This window comes from Ruminococcus sp. OM04-4AA, assembly GCF_003462585.1.
In the GTDB taxonomy this organism is placed as follows: domain Bacteria; phylum Bacillota; class Clostridia; order Lachnospirales; family Lachnospiraceae; genus Mediterraneibacter; species Mediterraneibacter faecis.
The window spans coordinates 54,815-77,157 of sequence record NZ_QTZH01000008.1; the positions used below are offsets into that span (position 1 = coordinate 54,815).

The following is a 22,343-nucleotide window of genomic DNA, read 5'->3' on the forward strand; positions in this document are numbered from 1 at the left end:
AGCGGAAGGACGCAAGGCAACGGAATGTTTAAATGGTTTATGTTATTTGTTTATATTGTACTGTGTTCCTATGTCTTCACAGGATGGTTTCGCTGGAGAAAGTGGATGGAGATTCCGCATTGGAAAATAGTAAGTATAGGAATTGCATTCTTACTTCTATTACTTGCCTCTTCCATATTTCTGGGGAAATTTCTTCCACAGAGTGAAATACAGCTTAAAATTCTTCAATTTGGAAACTATTGGATTGGATTTCTGATTTATGTTATTTCCTTTATCCTGGTTTGTGATTTAATTTGGCTGTTACGTTCTCTTCTCGCTTTCAAATGGTCCTGGATGGGTGAACCATTGATCCGAACAAAAACAGGTGTGATCCTACTGGCAGTTTTTGTCCTTGGAGGAAGTTTCCTGTTTACACTATACGGAGCAGTGCATGCGAAGAAGATTAAGACATCATTTCATGATATCTCGATCAGTAAACAGGCAGATGATTTGAAGGAAATGAAGGTCGTGCTGATTGCAGATCTTCATTTAGGATATAGTGTCGGCAGCAAAGACATGCAGAAAATGGTTGATAGGATCAACAAGCAGGATCCGGACCTGGTTGTCCTAGCTGGAGACATTTTTGATAATGAATATGAGGCATTAGATGATCCAAAACACTTGTCAGAGACATTACATCAGATTCAAAGTAAGTACGGAACATATGCAGTGTATGGGAATCATGATGTGAAAGAGACATTGGTTGCGGGATTCTCAATCGGTGCGTCTAAGAAAGCACTCCGCGATCCGAGAATGGATGAATTCATGGAAAAAGCCGGAATCACAGTGCTGGAGGATGAATCAGAACTGATTGATCAGAAGTTTTATCTTGTTGGAAGGTTGGACGGAGAAAAGAATGGGCGAGGCACTTCAAAACGAAAGTCCATCGAAGAACTGACAGCAGACTTAGATCAGACAAAGCCATTGTTTGTAATGAATCACGAGCCGGATGAATTGAAAGAGTATGACAAAGCAGGTGTAGATGTCTTATTCTCAGGGCACACACATGCAGGACAATTCTTTCCACTGACGATCGTTCAGCCCTTTGCATGGAAAAACTACTGGGGAGTTAGGCAGATCGGTGATATGTACAGCATTGTTACTTCAGGAGTAGGTGTTTATGGACCGAATATCCGAGTGGGTACGGACAGCGAAATCATGGTGGTAACGGTACATTTTGAATAGGTGAGTGGTGGCTGTTCCAGGGATGATCAGGGATAGCCATTTCTGTGTAAAAAAATATTGTAATTTCGTCAAAAAACACTTGACACAGAAGATAAATCAACATATAATAGCAAGGTATGACATAAGGAGAAACAGTATGCACCAAAGCCCCGGAGTATGCTGATTTCAAATAAATAAGCAATAGTAATTAATGATTATTTATAGGAGGAACATCCATGAAAACTTATATGGCAAACCCTGATAAGATTGAAAGAAAATGGTATGTGGTTGACGCTGAAGGCGCTACACTTGGACGTCTTGCATCTGAGATCGCAAAGGTACTCAGAGGAAAGAACAAACCGGAATATACACCGCACATCGATACAGGAGATTATGTAATCGTTGTTAATGCAGAGAAAGTTAAAGTAACAGGAAAGAAATTACAGCAGAAGATCTACTACAATCACTCTGACTATGTTGGAGGAATGAGAGAGACTACACTTGCTGAGCTTCTTGCTAAGAAGCCAGAGAAGGTGATCGAGCTTGCTGTTAAGGGAATGCTTCCGAAAGGCCTATGGGAAGAGACATGATCAAGAAGCTTCATGTATACGCTGGACCAGAGCATGCAAATCAGGCTCAGAAGCCGGAAGTTCTTACATTTTAGGTAGAAGGAGGAAATAACAGTGGCTAACGCAAAATATTACGGAACAGGAAGAAGAAAAAAATCTATCGCAAGAGTATATCTTGTACCTGGAACAGGAAAGATCACAATCAATAAAAGAGATATCGACGAGTATCTTGGACTTGAAACTCTGAAAGTTGTTGTTCGCCAGCCGCTCGTGGCTACAGAGACAGCTGACAAGTTCGATGTAATCGTTAATGTATGTGGTGGTGGATACACAGGACAGGCTGGAGCTATCCGTCACGGAATCGCTAGAGCACTCCTTGAGGCAGACGCAGATTACAGACCGGTTCTCAAGTCAGCAGGTTACCTGACTCGTGACCCACGTATGAAAGAGCGTAAGAAACCAGGTCTCAAAGCAGCTCGTAGAGCACCACAGTTCTCTAAGAGATAATTATCTCGCAAGAGAATTACAATTCAAAGAGATTACAAACCTCAGAACTTCGGTTCTGGGGTTTTTCTTTACCCTTAAATCTTGATGAAAGGTCTAGAAATGTGGTGAAACTTATTCGGTTTGCAACAAAGAAATCTATTCCCATCTTCTGTATGAAGAAGATATTCACAATCAGGACAACAGAAGACGTTTATGGCAAAGCAAAATTGTAGAGAAGAAATCAACAGAATTAATAAAAAGACGAATATCAAAGTTGCCTGTATGAAAAGGGAACTGAAGTTTTGGCAAATCATTTCGGTAGGAACAGTGGTAATGGGAATGTTGCTTGGATGGATGTTGTGAAGTTAAGATAGTTCTTATCAAGGGCGAAAGAAGATGCATGCTAGAAAGAATCTTTTGGGGAAGCCGACAACTCCCGATTTACTTAACGATAGATTTGTAAATGGGATAAATGCTTGATTTTAGCGGCCGCACCATAATGGTGACATGCGTTATTGAGATGTTGCTTGAAGTTGTTCTAGTAATTTGTGATACTAAGGTTACATCTGCAGATGAACTGATTATGAAAGGAGTAGATTTAATATGGTCGAATTTGGCGAACAACTAAGAAGAGCGAGAGAAGAAAAGGGAATGACCCAACAGTCTCTTGCCGAGCAATTATATGTAACTAGACAGGCGGTATCAAGGTGGGAATGTGGGGATCGTTACCCTGATTTACTTACTACTAAAAAAATATCGCAGATCTGGAAGTGAGTCTTGACGACCTGTTATCTGGAAAAGAAATGGAAAAAGTAGTAGAACGTAACCCTGTTATTGAAAAGAAAAGCGTCAATAACATAATGATAGCTCTTTATGCGTTTGTGGTAATTTCATTTTTTATCACTATTGTGGACATTATAATTAGATTCCCGTTGCAATCAGAGATGATTGATTATAATGATATTCAAGCGATTGTAATAAATGTATTGGCATTGCTTATTCAGATTTTTTTCTTTGCGTATGGTTTTGTTAATGCTATACGAGGAATGCTATCACCAAAAAGGATGGGTGCCGTAATTGTTGCATTTTTTGCTGCGACCTGTATTAGTGGAACTGGAAATATGGTAATTAATTCAAATGTTCAGATTGTTTTATGGTGGATTGTTTTAATTATCCCGAATATAGTTGGTGCTGTAGCAACATTCGCTTATTTTGTTTCGGGTAAGAAAAGTAAGAAATATTCTATAATGATTTATTTGGTTACGATTTGGGGAATGTTCCGCATCATTTATTCAAATTATAATCTTATAGTTCATGCAAATCAGTATCTGTCTATGAATAGCACGGTTAGACTTGTACTTGAGATAGCAATACATTGTCTAGTAATATATCAAACGTATGTATTATGGATTAAACGCCAAAATGCAATAGACATAAGTTGATAGAAGAGTATATGTTCGGATAGTTTAGAGTTCTGACATCGGTTATAGATAAGTTAAAGAGATCTGTGCATATCATCAGCCGTGTGAAGTCAGAGAATGAAAAGGGCTATTACATCGTGGATGCAATCAATGAGGCCATCAATGTCGGCGTGAAGATTTCCTTCTATTATTCTGAACTTAATGGTAAGAAGAAGGAAGTGCTCAGGAACGATGTGAAACTATATACAGTCAGTCCATTTGATCTGATCTGGGATGGCGACTATTACTATCTGACCGGTTACTGTGATGAGAGAGAGTTTGTTCGTACATATAGAGTAGACCAAATCAAGAAACAGCTGGAGCTGCTGACTGAGAAGGCTGTTAAGAAGCCGAAGGGATATAACGTATCTAAATATACGGCAGAGGTCTCCCGTATGCTCTTTACAGATGAAGCGGTTGACGTGACCTTGCTCTGTGACAACTGTTGTATGAATGATGTGGTAGGTATGAAGGGGCTGTTGCAAAATAGAGTAATCATTTTCACAACAACCCCCTTTTCTTTGTTTAGGTCATGCTCCAGCTTTTTGTTCATTCAAAATGAGCGGTAATATATTTTTGATTACGACTTTTAGGTTTATCGGGAATCGTCATTTCTAATTTCCCTGCTTCTAAAAGCGGATCGATATACTTCAAGGTGAAATTTCTTAGATCTTTGAAACCACAAAATGCTGCAACTTCTTTCTTTGATTTTGGTTTTGTACAGAAAGCCAAAATCTGCTCAGAGACCATTGTTAGTTTGTTAACTTGGTGGGTAACTTGGTGGGTAACTTGGTGGGAGTTACCCTCTAAGTTGTAATTCACATTTTTCAAAATAACTCTGAAATCTGTCGCTGTTGAGGAAAATTCGGGCTTATATGCCTCTGTGTATCCAGGCAGCTTTTCGGTTTCACTGACGATTTTGCGTAGGCCACTTCCACGGCGTTCCATGTACTTCATGCAGTGGAACAGGTCAGCATCACAGGGTTTCGTCGCATGGAACGGATACTGTAAATATCGTATTCCTGAATTGAGCCGCCGCCAAACATACCGCCCGGAGATGTGATTTCCACCCGATCATCAAACATATCAATGTGGACTTCACTGCCAAGCACAATGTAATCACGATGGATGAGCGCATTGACAAGAGCCTCTGTCACAGCTCGTTCAGCATAATCCGGTTTGTCTACCCGATACTGAGCTTCTTTAACAAATCGCACTTTAGAATTATTGCGAATAAATTCACTGCCGCTTTTCAGCAGATAAATCAGATTCCCCTCGTATTCCTTATCATCCAGAGCATCATCAAAGATAGAACCTTTTTCTAAGCCGTTCCACCTGGTACAAAACATACGGGAGTTATAAACCGTGTGCTGATCGGTCATGAGCTTCCCGGCATTGGTCAAGAATCCATTTTTGTCAGCCAAACCAAAGGAAACATAATCGGATGGCTCAAAGCGGAGACCGGTTCGTTCCAGATAGGTTGCCTCCAGAAGTGTAAAGCTGGCTTCCTGATGTTCCGTTTGACGCACCAGATATTTCCCCGATAAAATATGATCCGATGAATCCTTTATTTCTGATAGCAAAGTTGCTATTTATGCCTGCTGGAAAAAATGTTAGACTAAGAAAACGAATTGCAACTGAATTTATCTAATTATTAGAGATGATTTTAGAATTATGGTGTCAGATAATATTCAAAGTTATGATGTTCTTTCTGCGGTTAATTGTTGTCGTCAGATAGATGCGGATGGAATAATCTGTTTAAGGGTTGCAATACAAAAAGTTTTTGCGTTATTAAACATATGCGTAAGTAAAGAATCATCATTGTCAGAGTTAAAAGCTTCTTTTTTGATGAAATCTGCTCAAGAGTGAAGAGATATTCGCTTGCCACAGATTTTGAATCAATCAGTAAGTACTTTGGAGATAAAAATGCTGTGGTAATCTCGACTCTTCATGGAGTTAAGAGTGAAGAATATACCACAGTTATTGCTGCTGGGTTGTTTATTGTGACGGGCCAAAGTCCGAGTTTGCTCGGGATGGATGAAATGCTGCAAGAATGGAAAGGCGCAGACCAGTTTATTATTGTCAAGGGTACCTGGTTTGAAAAATTGATGGCGGAATAATAAGATGCTGTGATAGAATGAAGAAAATGATTGGATGTGCAAACTGGAAGTGTTGTTTGATGTTAAGCACGCTACAGTAAGCGAACATATTTCAAATATTCTTGCTTCAGGAGAACTGGATGAGACTTCTGTCGGTTTTTCCGACAGAAGTACAGGGGGACGAAAACCCAAAATTTATAATTTGGATATGATTTTGTCTGTCGGATATCGAGTTAATTCTAAAAGAGGTATAGCTTTCAGAAAATGGGCAAATAATGTCCTTAAACAGTTTATTTTGCAAGGCTATGCAATCAATGAAAAGCGTCTTCAGGCGCTTAAGAAAACAGTTGATATTCAGTCAAGGATGCTTGCAGATGCACTTGATATAGAGGAGAAAGATGTGCTCAGACGAGGAATTAAGAGATCCAAAGATGCGTTTTTGATTTCCAAGGCAAGACGTTACGACATTAAGGGAGGGATTTGCATGAAAAGAAATTACTGGGCATTATTAGTTTTTACGTTAATAATAGTATTGCAGTGGATCGGATTAGGATTTCACGGTCAAATAAGGTTTATTTTTTTGATAATTATATTAGTTCTAATTGTTTTATTGGCAATATTATTACGGAAATAGTAAAAGTGAATAGCGAGGTGATTGGATGAAAAAGTTAATTGCATCAGTTTTGACATTAGTTTGTATTCTTACTTTGGCAAGGTGTGGAAAATCAGATAGTGGTGACTACCCTGCAACTATAATGGTAAATGGTACTAACTACTATTCCACTGATCATGCTGTTCCTGTTGAAGTGGACGAGAGTGTTATTCAATATACTACTTCTTATGCAGAAAACGGCATACCTCAAAAAGATGGCGAAGCCAATTTCAACAGAGATTTAGGAACACCTTATGCAGTTATTGAGGATGACAGTGTAGTTGTCCTTATAGATAATGAGTGGATAGAGTTCAAAGCAAAGTAAGATAACTTCAAGTCTGATGAAGAGCGCGAAGCGTGAAAGAAAATACAGAAAGAGGCTAGATACTATCCTGAATTTCTATAAAAAATTGATTCAGTTAAGAAAAGAACTGCCGGTTATTGCAAATGGAACCATTTACTCTGATGGAAAAGTAGATGGAACGTTGAGACCATACGAGTGCAAGGTGATGCGTTCCATCTAGAGAGTATAAATTATGTAGAGAAAGAATCAATTGAGGTTAGGATAAGAAATTCAACTTCAACTGAAATTAAACTGTATGAAGCGATTCCTGCGTCTTCTTCCCCTTGCAAAGAATGAATAACATGACTAAGAGAACAAGTGGAAAGATAAGACCAATTCCCATTCCAACACGGATATTATTATCAGAATTCTGGGTAACATAACCTACAATACCAGGTCCAATGCTGCCTCCCAAATCGCCGGCCATGGCGAGCAATGCAAACATTGCGGTTCCACCGGCCGGCATTTTTTTAGATGTAATACTGATCGTTCCAGGCCACATGATTCCAACCGAAAAACCACATACAATACAACCGGTTAACCCGATTACCGGATTTGATGATAAGGTGGTTAAAAGATAACAGATCACACAGAGGATTCCGGAACCTGTCATAAACTTCATCAAATCCATTTTTTCACCATATTTTCCAAAAATCAAGCGACTTATTCCCATTGTAATTGCAAACATGCAAGGCCCAATCAAATCCCCAAAAGTTTTAGAAAGTCCCAGTGCAGCTTCGGCATAGGCTGATGCCCATTGTGCCATAGCCAATTCAGATGCTCCTGAACAAATCATCAGGCAGATTGCCAGCCAGACAACAGGAGTTCGGAATAACTGTCTGACGCCCATTCCATTTCTGTCATTTACTAAATGTTCTATCGGACAAGTTGCGAAATTATATATATTAATCGCCGGAATAAGTGCCCACATGACTGCCATCCATTTCCAACTATTCATCCCGAACAGGAAGAAAAATAAGCTCGAAATCAGTATGGTGGCTGCCGCACCCCAACAGTAAAAGGAGTGAAGCAGGCTCATAGTTGCTTCTTTATTTTTAAACGGGCATGCTTCGATGATAGGACTGCAGAGAACTTCGATCAATCCACTCCCCACAGCATAGATAATTACACTTATAATAATTCCGGTAAAAGGATTCGGTAACAGATCAGGAAGAAATGCAAGTCCAACTAATCCGGCAGCAGCGCATATTTCAGAAGTTACGATACATACACGATAACCGATTCGATCTACAAACTTCGCACAAAATAAGTCGACTAAAAGCTGTGTGAAGAAAAAGAACGTAGATATTAAAGCAATGTTACCCAATGAAATATCATAATCATTGTGAAATTTTAAAAATAATAGTGGTGCGAAATTTGCGGATATCGCCTGAGTGACGAGTCCCAGATAACATGCCACTTTTGTTTTTTGATAATCTGGCATAACAGAAAACTCCTTTGTTCTTTTTATACCGTATTATATATTAGATAACAAGAAAAAACATTGACTTATATCGCATAAATATTGTATTATATCGTAAATCCAATAAAAAGGTTGTTGTGAGGAAAGATATGGCACAAAATAAAATTGTAACAGATGAGAATTTAATGGAATCAGCAAAACATGGGACGGACGGTTATCCGTTTAAATGCTATTTTGAAAAGTTATCACAATTTGATTTTCATTGCATTGACTGGCATTGGCATACAGAATGGGAATTTGTATATGTTGAATCCGGAAACATGACGGTATGTGTTGGTGAATCGATGTTTTCACTATCAAAGGGGAATGGTATTTTTATAAATTCAAAGATTTTGCACAAATTTTATTCCAGTGATGAAACTGTCATCCCCAATTTCCTTTGTATGCCGTCCTTTCTTGCGCCGGAAAATAGTTTGATCTATCAAAAATATATTCAACCGATTGTTTCATCATCGTTGTCATACTTGATCTTAAACGGGGAGAATTTATGGCAAGGAGAGGCATTAGAAATTATGAAGCAAATATTTTCTGCACAGGATAGAGAAGGTGATGGTGAGTTGCTTACATCAGTTCTTATGCAGAAATTATGGCTGATTATTTATGAAAATATTGACAAAACATGTATGGAAGAGCAAACGGACGATTCCGGAACAGCTCAGGCACGCTTGCAGCTTATGATGCAGTTTTTGCACCAGAATTATGCAGAAGATATTTCTTTGGAGGAAATTGCCTGTTATGCTAATATTAGTAAAAGTACGGTGTTGAATCTTTTTAATAGATTTTTACATATCACTCCGATTAATTATTTGATTGGTTATCGGCTGAAGAAGGCAGCATTGTTGATTAAAAATACAGAGAAAAAAATCAATACGATTTCTTACGAAACAGGGTTTCATAATGTAGATTATTTTTGTAGAGCATTTAAAAAGAGTTATAAAATGACTCCAACAGAATATCGGAAAAGTAAAAATTCAACAGTACAATAAAGTTAGACTAGAAGAGGAGAATGACATTATGATAATTAGAAAATATACAGAAAAAGATATTTCCGAGATGGTTCACATCTGGAATGAAGTTGTAGAAGATGGTGAAGCATTTCCACAGGAAGAGTTCCTGGATGATAAGACAGGGGCAGAATTCTTTGCATCACAGACCTATTGCGGTGTTGCAGATAAAGATGGGCAAATTGTAGGGCTTTACATCCTGCATCCCAATAATATCGGCCGCTGCGGCCACCTTGCAAATGCAAGTTATGCAGTGGATTCAACTTGCCGTGGAAAGCATATCGGTGAGAAACTCGTAAGTGACTGCCTTGTACAGGCAAAGCTGCATGACTTTAAGGTTTTACAGTTCAATGCAGTGGTAGAAAATAATGTTCACGCACGTCATTTGTACGAGAGATTAGGATTTGTGCAGATTGGAACTGTACCGAATGGATTTCGTATGAAAGATGGGACATATCAGAATATTTGTTTGTATTATAAGGAAGTGTAATAATAAACAAATGTTAACTTAAAATAAAAATAAGTTGACAATTAAATAGACACAAAGACAAAAAATTATCGACAGTAAGTATGGTGTTGTATTTTTTGATTTAAGCATTGTTTTTCTCCTAAGATTTTGCAGGCTTGAGAAATAATACTGCGAGGTTATTTAATTTGCCGGGGGATTTTCTGCAATTATTCATATTTTACTTTTTTACTTTTATTATATAATTTAAATTATTTAGACTTATATGTAAAAAGCAGGAGGGATAATATGAAGGATATAATGTCGATAAAAAAACGTCTGGAACAGAAATCAGCAATTAATGGGAAGGCTGGCGTTGCAATTATGTCAGGCATGCTAAATGAGGAGAAGATTAGGAATCTTGTAATAAAGCACTATAATAGTATTACATGTGAAAACGAGATGAAACCAGAAATAATTTTGGGAGACGTTCCTGTATTCCGTGTTGATACTGAAGGAAATATATGTTTAGATGAAAATGGCGATCCGGTTTTAACACTTGATTTCAGCAAGGCAGATAAAATTATGGATTTTATAAAAAAACATAATGAGAAAAATCCAGATGATACAATACGGGTAAGGGGTCATGTACTCGTATGGCATTCACAGACTCCGGATTGGTTTTTTCGTGAAAAATATGACTCTCAGGGGGCATATGTGGGTAAAGAAAAGATGCTGAAGCGCCTTGAAAATTATATTCAGAAAGTGCTAGAGCATTATGACGGAGTAAATAGCCCGTATCGTGGTATTATATATGCCTGGGATGTAGTAAATGAACAGATTGAGCCGGACGATTTTCATCCAGAGAAAAACCCAGGATCAGTGCGCTATACATGTAATAACAAGAATACGGGTTGGTATAATATTTTTCAGGGGGATATTAGCTACATTACTCAGTCATTTGTTTTTGCAAACCGCTATGCGCCTAATGATATCAAGTTATTTTATAATGATTACAATGATGCAGATCCGGTGAAACGGGATGCTATTTGTGTTTTGCTCAGGCAGATTAAGGATACAAAGGGAGCACGTATTGATGGGATGGGAATGCAGGCACACTATCATATGGAGTTTCCGTCTATTGAACAGATTAGAGAAGCTGTGTATATGTATTCATCTATTGTAAATGAAATTCAGTTTACGGAATTTGATATGCAGTCAAGCAAAAGTTATGACGGATCAGACCGCGAGTTGGAGTTAGAGAGAGAGGGAGCAAGGTATAAAGAGTTGTTTCGAACAATTTATAGTCTTGATAAGGAAGATAAAATTAATATTACAGGTGTTACATTCTGGGGCACCCATGACGCAGTTTCGTGGCTACAGGTAGCTGCTTTGGTAGGAGGTGGATCTGATGGCAACAGACCTCAGATGCCGTTGCCATTTGATGATGCCTGTAACGAAAAACCAGCTTTTTGGGGAATTATAGACGCATGATAAAATATCGCTAGAGGAGAAAAGGATTGAAGTTATCATATTTGTTCAGTGATGGAATGGTATTGCAACGGGGAAAAAAGAATTATATTTGGGGAGAGACAAGCCCTGAAATTATAGTAGCGGGAATACTCGACGGCAAGAAGTTTAATACTAAGGCAGATACACATGGAATGTTTGTGGCAGAACTTCCGGATCTTCCGGTTGGTGGTCCGTATTGTATGGAAATAAACGGTGACGAGAAGCGTGTAATTAGAAACATTATGAGTGGGGATGTATTTCTTCTGGGCGGTCAGTCCAATATGGAATTGCGAATAAAATTTGTAACAGAGCGGTTTGCAGATGAAATAGAGAAAATAAATGATTCGTTTATCAGAAAGTTTGATGTTCCGAAAGAATATGATTTCGGAGAGAAAAGACAATGGCTTTCACAAGGACGCTGGGAAAGCGCACAGGGGGAATCGGTCCTTGAATTCAGCGCTTTAGGACTGTTTATGGCATTGTCTCTTCGAGAAAAAAATGATGTCCCGGTCGGGCTGATCCAGACTGCTGTGGAGGGAACACCGGTGAAAGCATGGTGTAGTGAAGAGACAATAAGGCATATGGGTTTTTATACAGATGAGTTGGAAAAATGTAAAAATGAAGACTATGTTTTATGTACGCAGAAAATAGAAATTGAAAGAGAAAAATACTGGATGAAAAAAGCGGATCAGTCTTTTGATCAAAGGACTGATAGTTTTTATAAAATAAGTATTCCAGGTATATGGAAAGGAAACATGAGAGATTTCTGTGGAACAGTTTTACTGGAAAAGAAGTTCTTTATTACAGAAGAACAGGTGGTTACGCCTGCAGAAATTCTTATGGGAGCGTTTACAGACGCTGATAAAATATATATAAATGGAATCTGCTGCGGTAGTTCTTATGACAGATATGCATCAAGGATTTATCCTGTAGCCCCAGGAATTCTAAGGGCAGGAGAAAATGTGGTCTGCATACATCTGTATGTATTCCGTGGCAGAGGAGGAGCAATGCCAGGAAAACAATATGGAATACGATTCAAAAAGGGGAAAGAAAGATGGCTTGATTTGTCTGGAACATGGGATGCACAGATTAGAAAACAAATGGAATATTTGCCGGAAAAGACATTTTTCAATTATATGGCATCAGCTATGTTTAATGGTATGATATCACCGGTAAGTCCTTATAAGATATGTGCTGTTATTTATTATCAAGGAGAATCTGATGTTGGACATCCGAATAGATATGCGTTAGAATTTCGTGCGCTGGTCAATGACTGGAGAAAATCTTGGAAGGAAAAGCAATTGCCGATTATATACGTACAGCTTGCTGGTTTTTCCGATGGAAATATTAAGAAACAGGGGACGCAATGGGCGGAATTCAGGGAAGTACAGCGGCAGGCAATGGAGATTGAAAATACGGCGATGGTACAGGCATATGATGCGGGCGAGTATAATGATCTCCATCCCATGGATAAGAAGGCTTTGGGAATGCGAGCTGCGCTTGCTGTACATAAATTGGTTTATGGAGAAAAGGAAGAATGTACAGGACCGCAGGTGAGGAAAATCAGACTGGACAGAGATAAAAGAGTATATGCTGTTTTTGATCAGCCGTTGCAAACTGGAAGTAAAAAAGACGGATGTGAATTAGTAAGTGAAGTTGAACTCAGAAAAGCGAACGGAGATTATAAAAGAGCATATGTCACAGTTGATGGAAATGAAATTTGTGCATGGTTGTCTGATGGCGAGGAACCAACGGGAATTCGTTATGCATGGAAGGATTGTCCTATGAATATATGTCTGTATGGAAAAAGGGGACTTCCGGTCATACCATTTATAAAGGAGTGGGGCAGGGATGCAATTTATACTGGAAAAATTTGTGAGACAGATAGATAATTTTTCAATCCGCAAAAAAATGATTTTTATCTACATATTCTGTATGCTTTTACCAATCACGCTGACAGACGGGGTGATCATATATACGGTTCTGCATACAGAAGCACAGCTGCGCAGATCTGAAATGGAAGATATTGCAGATGCTGTTAACTATCAGATTTTTTATGATGTGGACACTGTTTCAAAAGTAGCAAAAAGTATATATGCGAATAAGTATATCAATGATTTCCTAGAAATGGAATATAGAGATCCTTTTGATTATGTAGTAAGTTATCAGGAATTTTTTAAAGATACACTTTTCCAGAGTTCAGATATGACAGGAAGTTCACTGACAACCTTGTATACAGATAACAGTACAATTGTAAGCGGAGGTACGGTCAGAAATCTGGATCTGATCAAAGAAAGCGGTTGGTATCGGGATCTGAATGAAAAAGGAACAGAACAGATGCTTTATTTTGCATATGAACCAAAGGTACCAGGAGCAGTAATGCATCCGGAAAGGCATGTCTACTTTGTTCGTAAGATGAACTACTATGGAGGCGGACAGTCGGAAAAGTTGCTTAAAATTGAAATGGATTACAGTACGATAAATAAAAATCTGCAAAATCTGAATTATGATACGCCCGTATATATATGCCATGAGGGAAAAATTATATTTTCAAATCGTGATGGCGAAAATATCGGAGATGAGTATGAAAAATTTTCAGATTACAAAGAAGTTGAATATAAGAAAACAAGTAATATTTACGGTGCTCAACTGGAAATATACGTGCTACGTCCAGAGACAGATCTTATAGGAAAGCTGGTGGAAAGGCTGCATATGCTGGTGCTCCTTTTTTTAATCAACATCTTTTTCCCGCTGATTATGGTACTGCTTTTAAACCATTCATTAACTGCCAGAATCAGCAGATTGAGCAGTATTTTCAGAAACACAGAAGATGAAAATCTGGTTGAGATTGAAAATGTGAGTGCAAAAGATGAAATAGGTGATCTGATGAGGAATTACAATCGGATGGCATCACGTATAACAACGTTAGTAAATATTGTTTATAAAAATCGGATACTGGAACAGGAAATGACAGTGGCAAGACAAAAGGCTGAGCTTCTTGCACTGAGAAGTCAGATCAATCCTCATTTCCTTTTTAATGCACTTGAAAGTATACGGATGCACAGTGTAATAAGAAAAGAAAAAATCACGGCGGAAATGGTTGAAAAACTTGCTGTTATGCAGAGACAGTATGTGGATTGGGGAGAGGATCTTATTGAGGTAGGTAAGGAGATGGAGATTGTCAAGAATTACATGGATCTTCAGCAGTACCGATTTGGTAAAAGACTGTCATATAGGCTGGATGTGGAAACAGAATGCCAGCATCAGAAGATACCGAAACTGACAATTGTTACATTTGCTGAAAATGCATGTGTGCATGGAATAGAGAAAAAGACTGCACCAGGCTGGATATTTATTACTGTGTACAGAGAAAATGAGGAAATGTGTATTGAAGTAGAAGATACCGGGGAAGGAATGACGGAAAAAGAGTTTGACAGTATGCGGCGAAAGATGAAAAATGCGAGCATAGAACTACTGGAAAATGAAAAAGGCGTAGGTATTATTAATGCCTGCCTGAGACTGAAAATGATGTCACATGATAAAGTGCAATTTGAATTAAACGGGGAAGAGGGAACGGGGGTGTCGGTTCTGATACGCCTGCCATTTATAGAAAGTGAAAAAGGGTGATAAGATGCTGAGAGTACTATTAGTAGATGATGAACCATTTATACTTCGGGGAATGAAAGAGCTTATAGATTGGGAAGATGAAGGATTTGAGATTGTAGGCTCAGCAGCTGACGGAGAAGAGGCACTTCTTTTTCTGCAGAATCACGATGCAGATCTTATTCTTTCTGATATTAAAATGCCAATTATGGATGGTCTTGAGTTGCTTCGTAAGCTGCGAATCTCTGAAAAATATAGAGATATTTATTTTATTATTCTGAGCGGATATGCTGATTTTCAGTATGCTCAGGAGGCAATCAAATATGCATGCAATGACTATATATTGAAACCCGTGGAGGAAGAAAAACTTGTACAGGCACTTCGCAAAGTCAGAGGATTAAAAAATATAGAATTGGAGAAAGAAAGAGAAACAAAAAAACTGGAAAATGCGTATCTTTCCGGGAAACTTATCTCTATTATTCAGGGAAGATCGGATCCTCTGACGATTGAGTATGTTCAACAGCATATTCGTTTATCAGAACAGGTGAGGTATGTTGAAATCCTGATCGATGAAAAAAATTACGAGGACGACTATGAGGATTCCGTAAAGTTAGCAAATCAAAAACAGCTGTATAATATCTGTAAGGATTATCTTCAGGATGACAGTCAGCATTGTGTGATGGATGTCTCCATACAGGAAAAGGTCTATGATGTTGGTTTCATTTTATGCAGATATATGTATGAATCTTCAGATATTAAAGAATATTTGGGAGATTTTATAAAGTATCTGAGAGAAATACTCGGACTGCCAGTGATTATGATTGTGGGAAAAGAGGAAAAAAATCTGGAAAAAATTGCAAAATCATACAGTACAGCGAGGAGGGTAAGATCCTTTCAGGGATTCAGGGAAAAAAAGGAAATTTATTATTATGAGGAGGAAATGCAAATTCATACAAACGGGATCATGCTTTGTAAGAAAAATCTTGATATTCTCCTGAATGCCATTGAACAGAACAATCATGCAGAAATTATGAAAGCAGTTGACGGATTTTATGAGGAAATGAGAGAGCGAGGGATAGCCGGCGAGGTAATGCGTCTTAATATTAATTATCTTCTTTTTCAGCTGCTGCATCTTGCATCGGAGCTGGATGACAGTGTAAATCAGGAAGAGATATTGAGGATGATCAGTGAAGGGACTTTTGAGGCTGGGATTCTGCGGGGAAGTAAAGCTCATCTGTGTAGGGTCGCATGTGAATACGGGGATTATTTGGCTCAAATGCGTAAGGATTCCTCACGAGGTATATTGGGGAAAGTAGAAAAAGAGATTCGGGAGAGATATGCGGAGAATCTGACACTTAAAGAATTCGGTGAGAAATATTACCTGAATGGAGCGTATTTGGGACAGCTATTTAGGAAAAAATTCGGACAGTCGTTTAAAGACTATCTAAATAATTGCCGGATAGAACAGGCTTGCCATCTGTTGCTGAGGACAGATAAGAAAATATACCAGATAGCGGAGACGGTGGGATACCGGGATTTGGACTATTTTGTGAATCGATTTATCTCAGTGAAAGGTTGTACACCGGCAAAATTCCGAAAACAGGCGAAGACAAAGGATGAAAAGAAAGGGGCAGAAGATTTATCAGAGTGAAGTTCTATAGTTTATCCTGCTTTTTGATATACTTTATCTGATTTTTTTCAGGTACTGATCCGTTAAAATAAAGTTATCAAATTTAAGGAGGACAATTATGAAAGCAAAAAGAGTGACGGGAATGCTGCTGGCATCTGCACTTGCGGTATCATTGTTTACCGGATGTGGTAGCGGAAGCAGCGAGAATGAGGGAGGAACAAAAGAATTTACAGCTTTCTATGCGGTTCCAGGAGCTGAAATCAATGACGACAATGAGATTCAGCAGATTATCGCAGAAAAAACTGGTGTAAAGGTGGACGAGACATGGCTTACCGGTCAGACAGCTTCTGAGGCAGTAGGAACGCTGATTGCCGGAGGTGATTATCCAGATTTTATTGATGGCGGAGATGCAATGGGACAGCTCTATGAGGCAGGAGCACTTGTTCCTTTGGATGATTATCTGGATGATTATCCGAATATCAAGGCGTATTATACGGATGAAGAGTGGAATAAGCTGAGACGGGATGATGGTCATATTTACTGGATTCAGCAGTTTCAGAATGTTAAGGGAGAAGAGAAGGCTACGACGCATAATGATGAAGCCTTTTGGATTCAGACAAGAGTACTGGAGTGGGCAGGATATCCTGAAGTAAATACTTTGGATGAATATTTTGATCTTTTGGAAAGCTATATGGAAGCCAATCCTACAATGGAAGACGGAACAGAGAATATTGCTTACACAATTCTATGTGAAGACTGGAGATATTATTGCCTGGAAAATGCACCGCAGTTTCTGGATGGTTATCCAAATGACGGATCTGTGATTGTTGATCCAGATGAACTGAAGGTTATTGATTATAATACTACAGATACTGCAAAACGGTACTTTCAGAAATTGAATGAAGAATACAAGAAAGGTTATGTGGATCCTGAATCATTTACACAGACTTATGATGAATATATTGCTAAACTTTCTACAGGACGTGTGCTGGGAATGGTCGATCAGTGGTGGGACTTTGCATATAATGTAAATGATTCCTTGAAACAACAGGGACTTGATGAGAAAGGATGCAGTTATGTGCCGCTTCCGATCACTATCGATGAAGGAATTAAAAATCAGTGGCACTGTTCAGGAGGAGTTATGAATTCAGGATCAGGACTTGCAATTACAACAAGCTGCAAAGATGTGGAAGGAGCACTGCAGTTTATAGACGATTTGCTTAGTCAGGATATTCATAATCTGAGATTCTGGGGAGTAGAGGGTGTCGATTATGAAGTTAATGATGATGGATTGTTTTATCGGACAGAAGAACAGAGAAAGCAGGCAGCAGATACGGCATACAAAGCATCACACCTTTGTTCATATTCTTATTTCCCAAACTATAAAGGAACGAGTGATGATGGTATCAATGCAAATTGGCCTGATGATCAACCGGATGAATTTTTTGACAGTCTGAACTCGGCCGTACAGAGATGTTTTAAGGCATATGGCGCTGAGACATATGTGGATATGCTGGGAACGAATGAGACTCCTGGTCCATGGTATCCGATGTATTCATTTTCCGGTACGATGACTACAAGTACACCGGGTGGTGTGGCATGGACAAAAATGGGAGAGATAAAACATGAATATCTTCCGAGAACTGTCATGGCAAATGATTTTGAGAGTGAATGGAATACATATATGAAAGCCTATGAGGGATGCAATCCACAGGATTTCCTTGATGAGATGCAGGCGGAATTGGATCGTAGAATGAAAGAAGCAGCTAAATTCGAATAGGATATAACATACAAAACGGGCAGATATGTGTCATGCTTATCTGCCTGTTTGAAAAATGAGGTGAATTTATGTCTTTAGGAATAAAGAGAAAAAAAACAGTAGTGGATGAACCCAAAATTCATTTTAGTTGGAAGGAGGCAAAACGACAGAAATCCCTTCTAATCTGGTCTGGAATTATTGTAATTTATGGTATCATTTTCTACTATCTCCCATTGGGCGGCTGGGTGATGGCTTTTCAGAACTACAGACCGATTGACGGACTTTTGCACTCTGAGTTTGTCGGATTGCAAAAGTTTCAGCAGTTGTTTTCAGATGCAACTTTTTTACGGGTAATACGAAATACACTTGCAATGGGTGTGATCAATTTGGTGGTTACTTTCGTTGCTGCAATTGCATTTGCAATCCTTCTCAATGAGGTACGAAATACAATTGGGAAAAAAACAGTACAGACAATATCGTACCTGCCGCATTTCCTGTCATGGATTATTGTAACCGGCATCATTCATGATGCTTTGTCAGGAACTGGCATTATTAATGAATTGCTTGTTAATTTGAATGTTATTAATCAGCCGATTAATTTTTTTGCTCATAAAGAGTATTTCTGGCCTATTGTCGCTTTTGCCAACGTATGGAAAGAAACCGGATGGAATGCAATTATATATCTGGCGGCAATAACATCTATTGATCCGTCACTTTACGAAGCGGCATCAATTGACGGAGCAGGAAGGTGGGCGAAGATTAAACATGTAACACTTCCGGGAATAAGACCTACTATTATGATTCTGCTTCTTATGAATGTTGGAAATGTGTTGAATGCAGGGTTCGAAATTCAGTATCTGTTAGGAAACGGGCTTGTTCAGAGTGTATCCCAGACAATTGACATTTACGTGCTGAATTGGGGTATCAGTCAGGGAGATTTTTCCATTGGTACAGCAGCAGGTATATTTAAGAGTGTGGTAAGTATTATTCTAATTGTTATTGCAAATCAGCTTGCAAAACGCAATGGAGACGAAAGATTATTCTAAGGAGGGCTCAAGATGGAAACAAGAAAAAAAATAAAATCATCGCCCGCAGATAAAGTGTTTACAGTATGCAATACAATTTTTATGATTCTGTTTATTATTATCACATTGTATCCGATTCTGAATACGCTTGCTCTTGCATTTAATGAAGGAACGGATGCATTGCGAGGCGGTATATATCTGATACCGAGAAAATGGACATTGAAAAACTTTATTACTGTTTTACAGAAAGACAATCTGATCACAGGTGCCTATATTACTGTGGCACGAACACTGATCGGAACGTTTACAGCCCTTATTACTAATGCGATACTGGCATTTATTGTAAGCAGAAAAAGATTTTTATTTAAAAAACAGCTGTCTCTTTTCTGGGTTATTACGATGTATGTAAATGGTGGTATGATTCCAACATTTTTGCTGTACAAAGGACTTGGGTTAACAAACAGTTTCTGGGTATATGTGATTCCGGGAATGATTAGTGCATTTAATATGCTTGTTATACGTACATATATGAATGGACTTCCAGACAGTCTGGAGGAGTCAGCGCAGCTTGATGGAGCAGGATACTTCACTATTTTTACGAAAATCATTTCTCCTCTGTGCAAACCTGTTTATGCGACAGTTGCTCTTTTTGTAGCAGTGGGACAGTGGAATTCATGGTTTGATGCAATGTTGTACAACAGAATGAATGCAAAATTAACAACATTGCAGTATGAGCTGATGAAATTACTGTCGTCTGTGACGAATCAAGGGGCTTCGGCAGAGGCAATGAAAAATGCAACGGGTTCGGTTACTCCTGAGACAGTTCGAGCAGCGGCGTCAATACTGACTATGCTTCCAATCATTTGTATTTACCCGTTCTTACAGCGATATTTTGTTACCGGACTTACTTTAGGTGGCGTAAAAGAATAATATATAGGCGGAGGTTAAAGGATGGACAGAAAAGAAGCCAGGAGAAAAGCACAGGAACTGGTTATGAAAATGACTATAGAGGAGAAGGCTTCTCAGCTCAGATATGATTCACCAGGTATTTCAAGGCTTGGGATTCCAGAATACAATTGGTGGAATGAAGGGTTACATGGGGTTGCGAGAGCGGGAATTGCAACAGTTTTTCCGCAGGCAATTGGAATGGCTGCCTCATTTGATGAAGATATGGTTCGAAAAATAGGAGATATTATTGCAGAAGAAGGCAGGGCAAAATATAATGCGGCTTCTAAACAAGATGATAGAGATATCTATAAAGGACTTACTTTTTGGGCTCCAAATGTAAATATCTTTCGCGACCCCCGCTGGGGCAGAGGACACGAGACATATGGAGAGGATCCTTGCCTTACGGCTACTTTAGGCAAAGCCTATGTGGAAGGGCTTCAGGGAAATGGTGAGACGATGAAAGCGGCTGCCTGCGCGAAACATTTTGCAGTTCATTCCGGTCCAGAGGCATTACGTCATGAGTTTAATGCCGAAGTATCTCAAAAGGATATGGAAGAGACATATCTTCCAGCTTTCAAAGCTCTTGTAGAGGATGCGCATGTGGAAGCTGTTATGGGAGCCTATAATTGTGTCAATGGTGAACCTTGTTGTGGCAGTAAGACACTTATAAAAAATAAACTTCGGGGTGAGTGGAATTTTGAAGGGCATTTTGTTTCTGATTGCTGGGCAATAAGGGATTTTCATGAAACATATGGTTACGGGTACGCCAATGCAGTCTGCAGCAATGGCATTGAATGCAGGGTGTGATTTGAACTGTGGAAATACATATCTTCATATCCTTAATGCTTATCATCATGGCATGGTTACAGAGGAAGCTATTACGGAGGCTGCAGTTCGTCTTTTTACAACCCGTTTTATGCTGGGACTTTTTGATGGAAGTGAGTATGACAAAATACCATATTCTAAAGTGGAATGTAGCGAACATCTTTTGATAGCACACAAGGCAGCGTTAGAAAGCATTGTGCTTTTGAAAAACGAGAATGGAATTCTTCCGTTGAAAGAGAATGAGATAAAAACATTAGGCATTATTGGACCTAACGCAGACAGCAGGGCAGCTCTGATCGGAAATTATCACGGAACATCATCAGAATATGTAACTGTATTGGAAGGAGTCAGAAGATATGTGGGTGATGAGATAAGGATTATTTATTCACAGGGATGCGATCTTTTCAAAAATAAAACAGAACCTCTTGCCCAGGATATGGATCGCTTATCAGAAGCTGTAACTGTAGCACAAAATAGTGACGTGATTATCCTGTGTCTTGGCCTGGATGAGACTTTGGAAGGTGAAGAAGGAGATACAGGAAATAGCTATGCGTCTGGTGATAAGGAAGATCTTCAACTCCCGTTGTGCCAGCGTAGATTGATGGAAGTGGTGGCGCAGACTGGAAAACCGGTGATTTTATGTATGATGGCAGGGAGTGACATAGACTTGAGTTTTGCACAGAAACATTTTGAGGGAATTCTTCAACTCTGGTATCCAGGTGCCCGTGGAGGAAATGCTGTTGCGGAAATCCTGTTCGGAAAAGAATCTCCTTCAGGAAAACTGCCTGTTACTTTTTATGAAACTTTGAGCGAACTGCCTTCGTTTGAAGATTATTCCATGAGTGGAAGAACATACCGGTATATGAAAGGAAAGGCTCAGTATCCTTTCGGGTACGGACTAACTTATGGAAAGGCGGAAGTCCGCTCAGTAGAAGTGGTGGAAACAGAAACAGGAGCAAATGTTTTCGTGAAGGTGGAAAATACGGGCGAAAGAGATATTTGTGAGGTATTGCAGATCTATATCAAGTGTGAAAATTCGATTTATGCGGTTCCAAACCCGCAGTTATGCGGGTTCTGCAGAGTAAAACTTTACAAGGAAGAAAGAAAAACCCTTCAGGTACATATTCCTGGGGAAGCATTTACTGTTGTGGATGAAGAAGGACGTCATATTGCAGGGGGAAAGCATTATACAATCTATGCCGGTTTCTCTCAGCCTGATGCGAAAAGCGAGGAACTTACGGGTATGAGTCCTGTTAAGGTGGAGTTTAGAAAAAGGTAGACTGAACTTAAGAATGGA

General features: G+C 39.0%; 19 protein-coding genes and 3 pseudogenes. 20 read left to right on the top strand and 2 right to left on the bottom strand.

The window, feature by feature from the left end; genetic code table 11:
* Positions 1–24 precede the first annotated feature (24 nt).
* The 7 genes and pseudogenes from DXB52_RS04285 to DXB52_RS04310 all read left to right on the top strand — a co-directional run bounded on the left by DXB52_RS04285 (position 25) and on the right by DXB52_RS04310 (position 4,287).
* Complete coding sequence (locus tag DXB52_RS04285) at positions 25–1,224, top strand: metallophosphoesterase (RefSeq protein ID WP_181989157.1); 1,200 nt, start codon at positions 25–27, stop codon at positions 1,222–1,224.
* Positions 1,225–1,439: 215 nt separating this feature from the next.
* Positions 1,440–1,867, top strand: a pseudogene (gene rplM / locus DXB52_RS04290) (50S ribosomal protein L13).
* A gap of 19 nt (positions 1,868–1,886) precedes the next feature.
* Positions 1,887–2,279 (top strand): 30S ribosomal protein S9, encoded by a 393-nt coding sequence (gene rpsI / locus DXB52_RS04295; protein ID WP_020437258.1) that lies wholly within the window; start codon positions 1,887–1,889, stop codon positions 2,277–2,279.
* Positions 2,280–2,471: 192 nt separating this feature from the next.
* Positions 2,472–2,621: a hypothetical protein gene (locus DXB52_RS16115; RefSeq protein WP_181967863.1), complete on the top strand. Its 150-nt coding sequence runs from the start codon at positions 2,472–2,474 to the stop codon at positions 2,619–2,621.
* 240 nt (positions 2,622–2,861) lie between these two features.
* Positions 2,862–3,032 carry a helix-turn-helix transcriptional regulator gene (locus tag DXB52_RS04300; protein WP_117977194.1) on the top strand — a complete coding sequence of 57 codons (171 nt, stop codon included), beginning with the start codon at positions 2,862–2,864 and terminating at the stop codon, positions 3,030–3,032.
* Positions 3,033–3,061: 29 nt separating this feature from the next.
* The gene (locus DXB52_RS04305) at positions 3,062–3,700 is read left to right on the top strand and encodes a hypothetical protein (protein WP_147343348.1); all 639 of its coding nucleotides are present in this window, start codon (positions 3,062–3,064) and stop codon (positions 3,698–3,700) included.
* Positions 3,701–3,783: 83 nt separating this feature from the next.
* The gene (locus tag DXB52_RS04310; protein ID WP_472519950.1) at positions 3,784–4,287 is read left to right on the top strand and encodes a WYL domain-containing protein; all 504 of its coding nucleotides are present in this window, start codon (positions 3,784–3,786) and stop codon (positions 4,285–4,287) included.
* On the opposite strand, the pseudogene DXB52_RS04315 reads toward DXB52_RS04310, so the two are convergent.
* Positions 4,268–5,229 (bottom strand): annotated as a pseudogene (locus DXB52_RS04315) (ATP-binding protein); the annotation flags it as partial. The gene DXB52_RS04310 and the pseudogene DXB52_RS04315 overlap by 20 nt on opposite strands.
* A gap of 354 nt (positions 5,230–5,583) precedes the next feature.
* Here DXB52_RS04315 and DXB52_RS04320 point away from each other — a divergent pair.
* The 3 genes from DXB52_RS04320 to DXB52_RS04330 are packed head-to-tail and all read left to right on the top strand — an operon-like array spanning position 5,584 to position 6,794.
* A complete protein-coding gene (locus DXB52_RS04320) occupies positions 5,584–5,838 on the top strand; it encodes a hypothetical protein (protein ID WP_147343349.1) in 255 nt (84 codons plus the stop codon).
* Between the two features lie 34 nt (positions 5,839–5,872).
* On the top strand, positions 5,873–6,451 hold the full coding sequence (gene rhuM / locus DXB52_RS16630; RefSeq protein WP_270370561.1) for a RhuM family protein: 579 nt from the start codon (positions 5,873–5,875) through the stop codon (positions 6,449–6,451).
* Between the two features lie 25 nt (positions 6,452–6,476).
* Positions 6,477–6,794, top strand: a complete 318-nt coding sequence (locus DXB52_RS04330; RefSeq protein ID WP_117570057.1) for a hypothetical protein — start codon at positions 6,477–6,479, stop codon at positions 6,792–6,794.
* A gap of 265 nt (positions 6,795–7,059) precedes the next feature.
* Here the strand turns inward: DXB52_RS04330 and DXB52_RS04340 are convergent, their stop codons facing one another.
* The gene (locus tag DXB52_RS04340; RefSeq protein WP_118106615.1) at positions 7,060–8,256 is read right to left on the bottom strand and encodes an MFS transporter; all 1,197 of its coding nucleotides are present in this window, start codon (positions 8,254–8,256) and stop codon (positions 7,060–7,062) included.
* A 128-nt stretch (positions 8,257–8,384) separates the two neighbouring features.
* Between DXB52_RS04340 and DXB52_RS04345 the strand changes: the two genes are divergently transcribed.
* The 10 genes and pseudogenes from DXB52_RS04345 (at position 8,385) to DXB52_RS04395 (ending at position 22,325) form a co-directional block, all read left to right on the top strand.
* The gene (locus DXB52_RS04345) at positions 8,385–9,281 is read left to right on the top strand and encodes an AraC family transcriptional regulator (RefSeq protein ID WP_117542537.1); all 897 of its coding nucleotides are present in this window, start codon (positions 8,385–8,387) and stop codon (positions 9,279–9,281) included.
* Positions 9,282–9,309: 28 nt separating this feature from the next.
* Positions 9,310–9,789: a GNAT family N-acetyltransferase gene (locus tag DXB52_RS04350; RefSeq protein ID WP_117542538.1), complete on the top strand. Its 480-nt coding sequence runs from the start codon at positions 9,310–9,312 to the stop codon at positions 9,787–9,789.
* 276 nt (positions 9,790–10,065) lie between these two features.
* Positions 10,066–11,238, top strand: coding sequence for an endo-1,4-beta-xylanase (locus tag DXB52_RS04355; RefSeq protein ID WP_472519954.1), 1,173 nt, complete (start codon positions 10,066–10,068; stop codon positions 11,236–11,238).
* A 26-nt stretch (positions 11,239–11,264) separates the two neighbouring features.
* Positions 11,265–13,148: a sialate O-acetylesterase gene (locus DXB52_RS16040; protein WP_117861428.1), complete on the top strand. Its 1,884-nt coding sequence runs from the start codon at positions 11,265–11,267 to the stop codon at positions 13,146–13,148.
* A gap of 43 nt (positions 13,149–13,191) precedes the next feature.
* Positions 13,192–14,883, top strand: coding sequence for a sensor histidine kinase (locus DXB52_RS04370; protein ID WP_181986289.1), 1,692 nt, complete (start codon positions 13,192–13,194; stop codon positions 14,881–14,883).
* A 4-nt stretch (positions 14,884–14,887) separates the two neighbouring features.
* Positions 14,888–16,510, top strand: a complete 1,623-nt coding sequence (locus DXB52_RS04375) for a response regulator transcription factor (protein ID WP_117542542.1) — start codon at positions 14,888–14,890, stop codon at positions 16,508–16,510.
* Between the two features lie 97 nt (positions 16,511–16,607).
* Positions 16,608–18,269, top strand: a complete 1,662-nt coding sequence (locus DXB52_RS04380) for an extracellular solute-binding protein (protein ID WP_117542543.1) — start codon at positions 16,608–16,610, stop codon at positions 18,267–18,269.
* Positions 18,270–18,337: 68 nt separating this feature from the next.
* Entirely contained in the window at positions 18,338–19,294 is a 957-nt protein-coding gene (locus tag DXB52_RS04385; protein ID WP_117542544.1) for an ABC transporter permease, read from the top strand.
* Positions 19,295–19,306: 12 nt separating this feature from the next.
* Positions 19,307–20,203: a carbohydrate ABC transporter permease gene (locus tag DXB52_RS04390; protein WP_117542545.1), complete on the top strand. Its 897-nt coding sequence runs from the start codon at positions 19,307–19,309 to the stop codon at positions 20,201–20,203.
* Positions 20,204–20,224: 21 nt separating this feature from the next.
* Positions 20,225–22,325 (top strand): annotated as a pseudogene (locus tag DXB52_RS04395) (glycoside hydrolase family 3 C-terminal domain-containing protein).
* Positions 22,326–22,343: the final 18 nt, after the last annotated feature.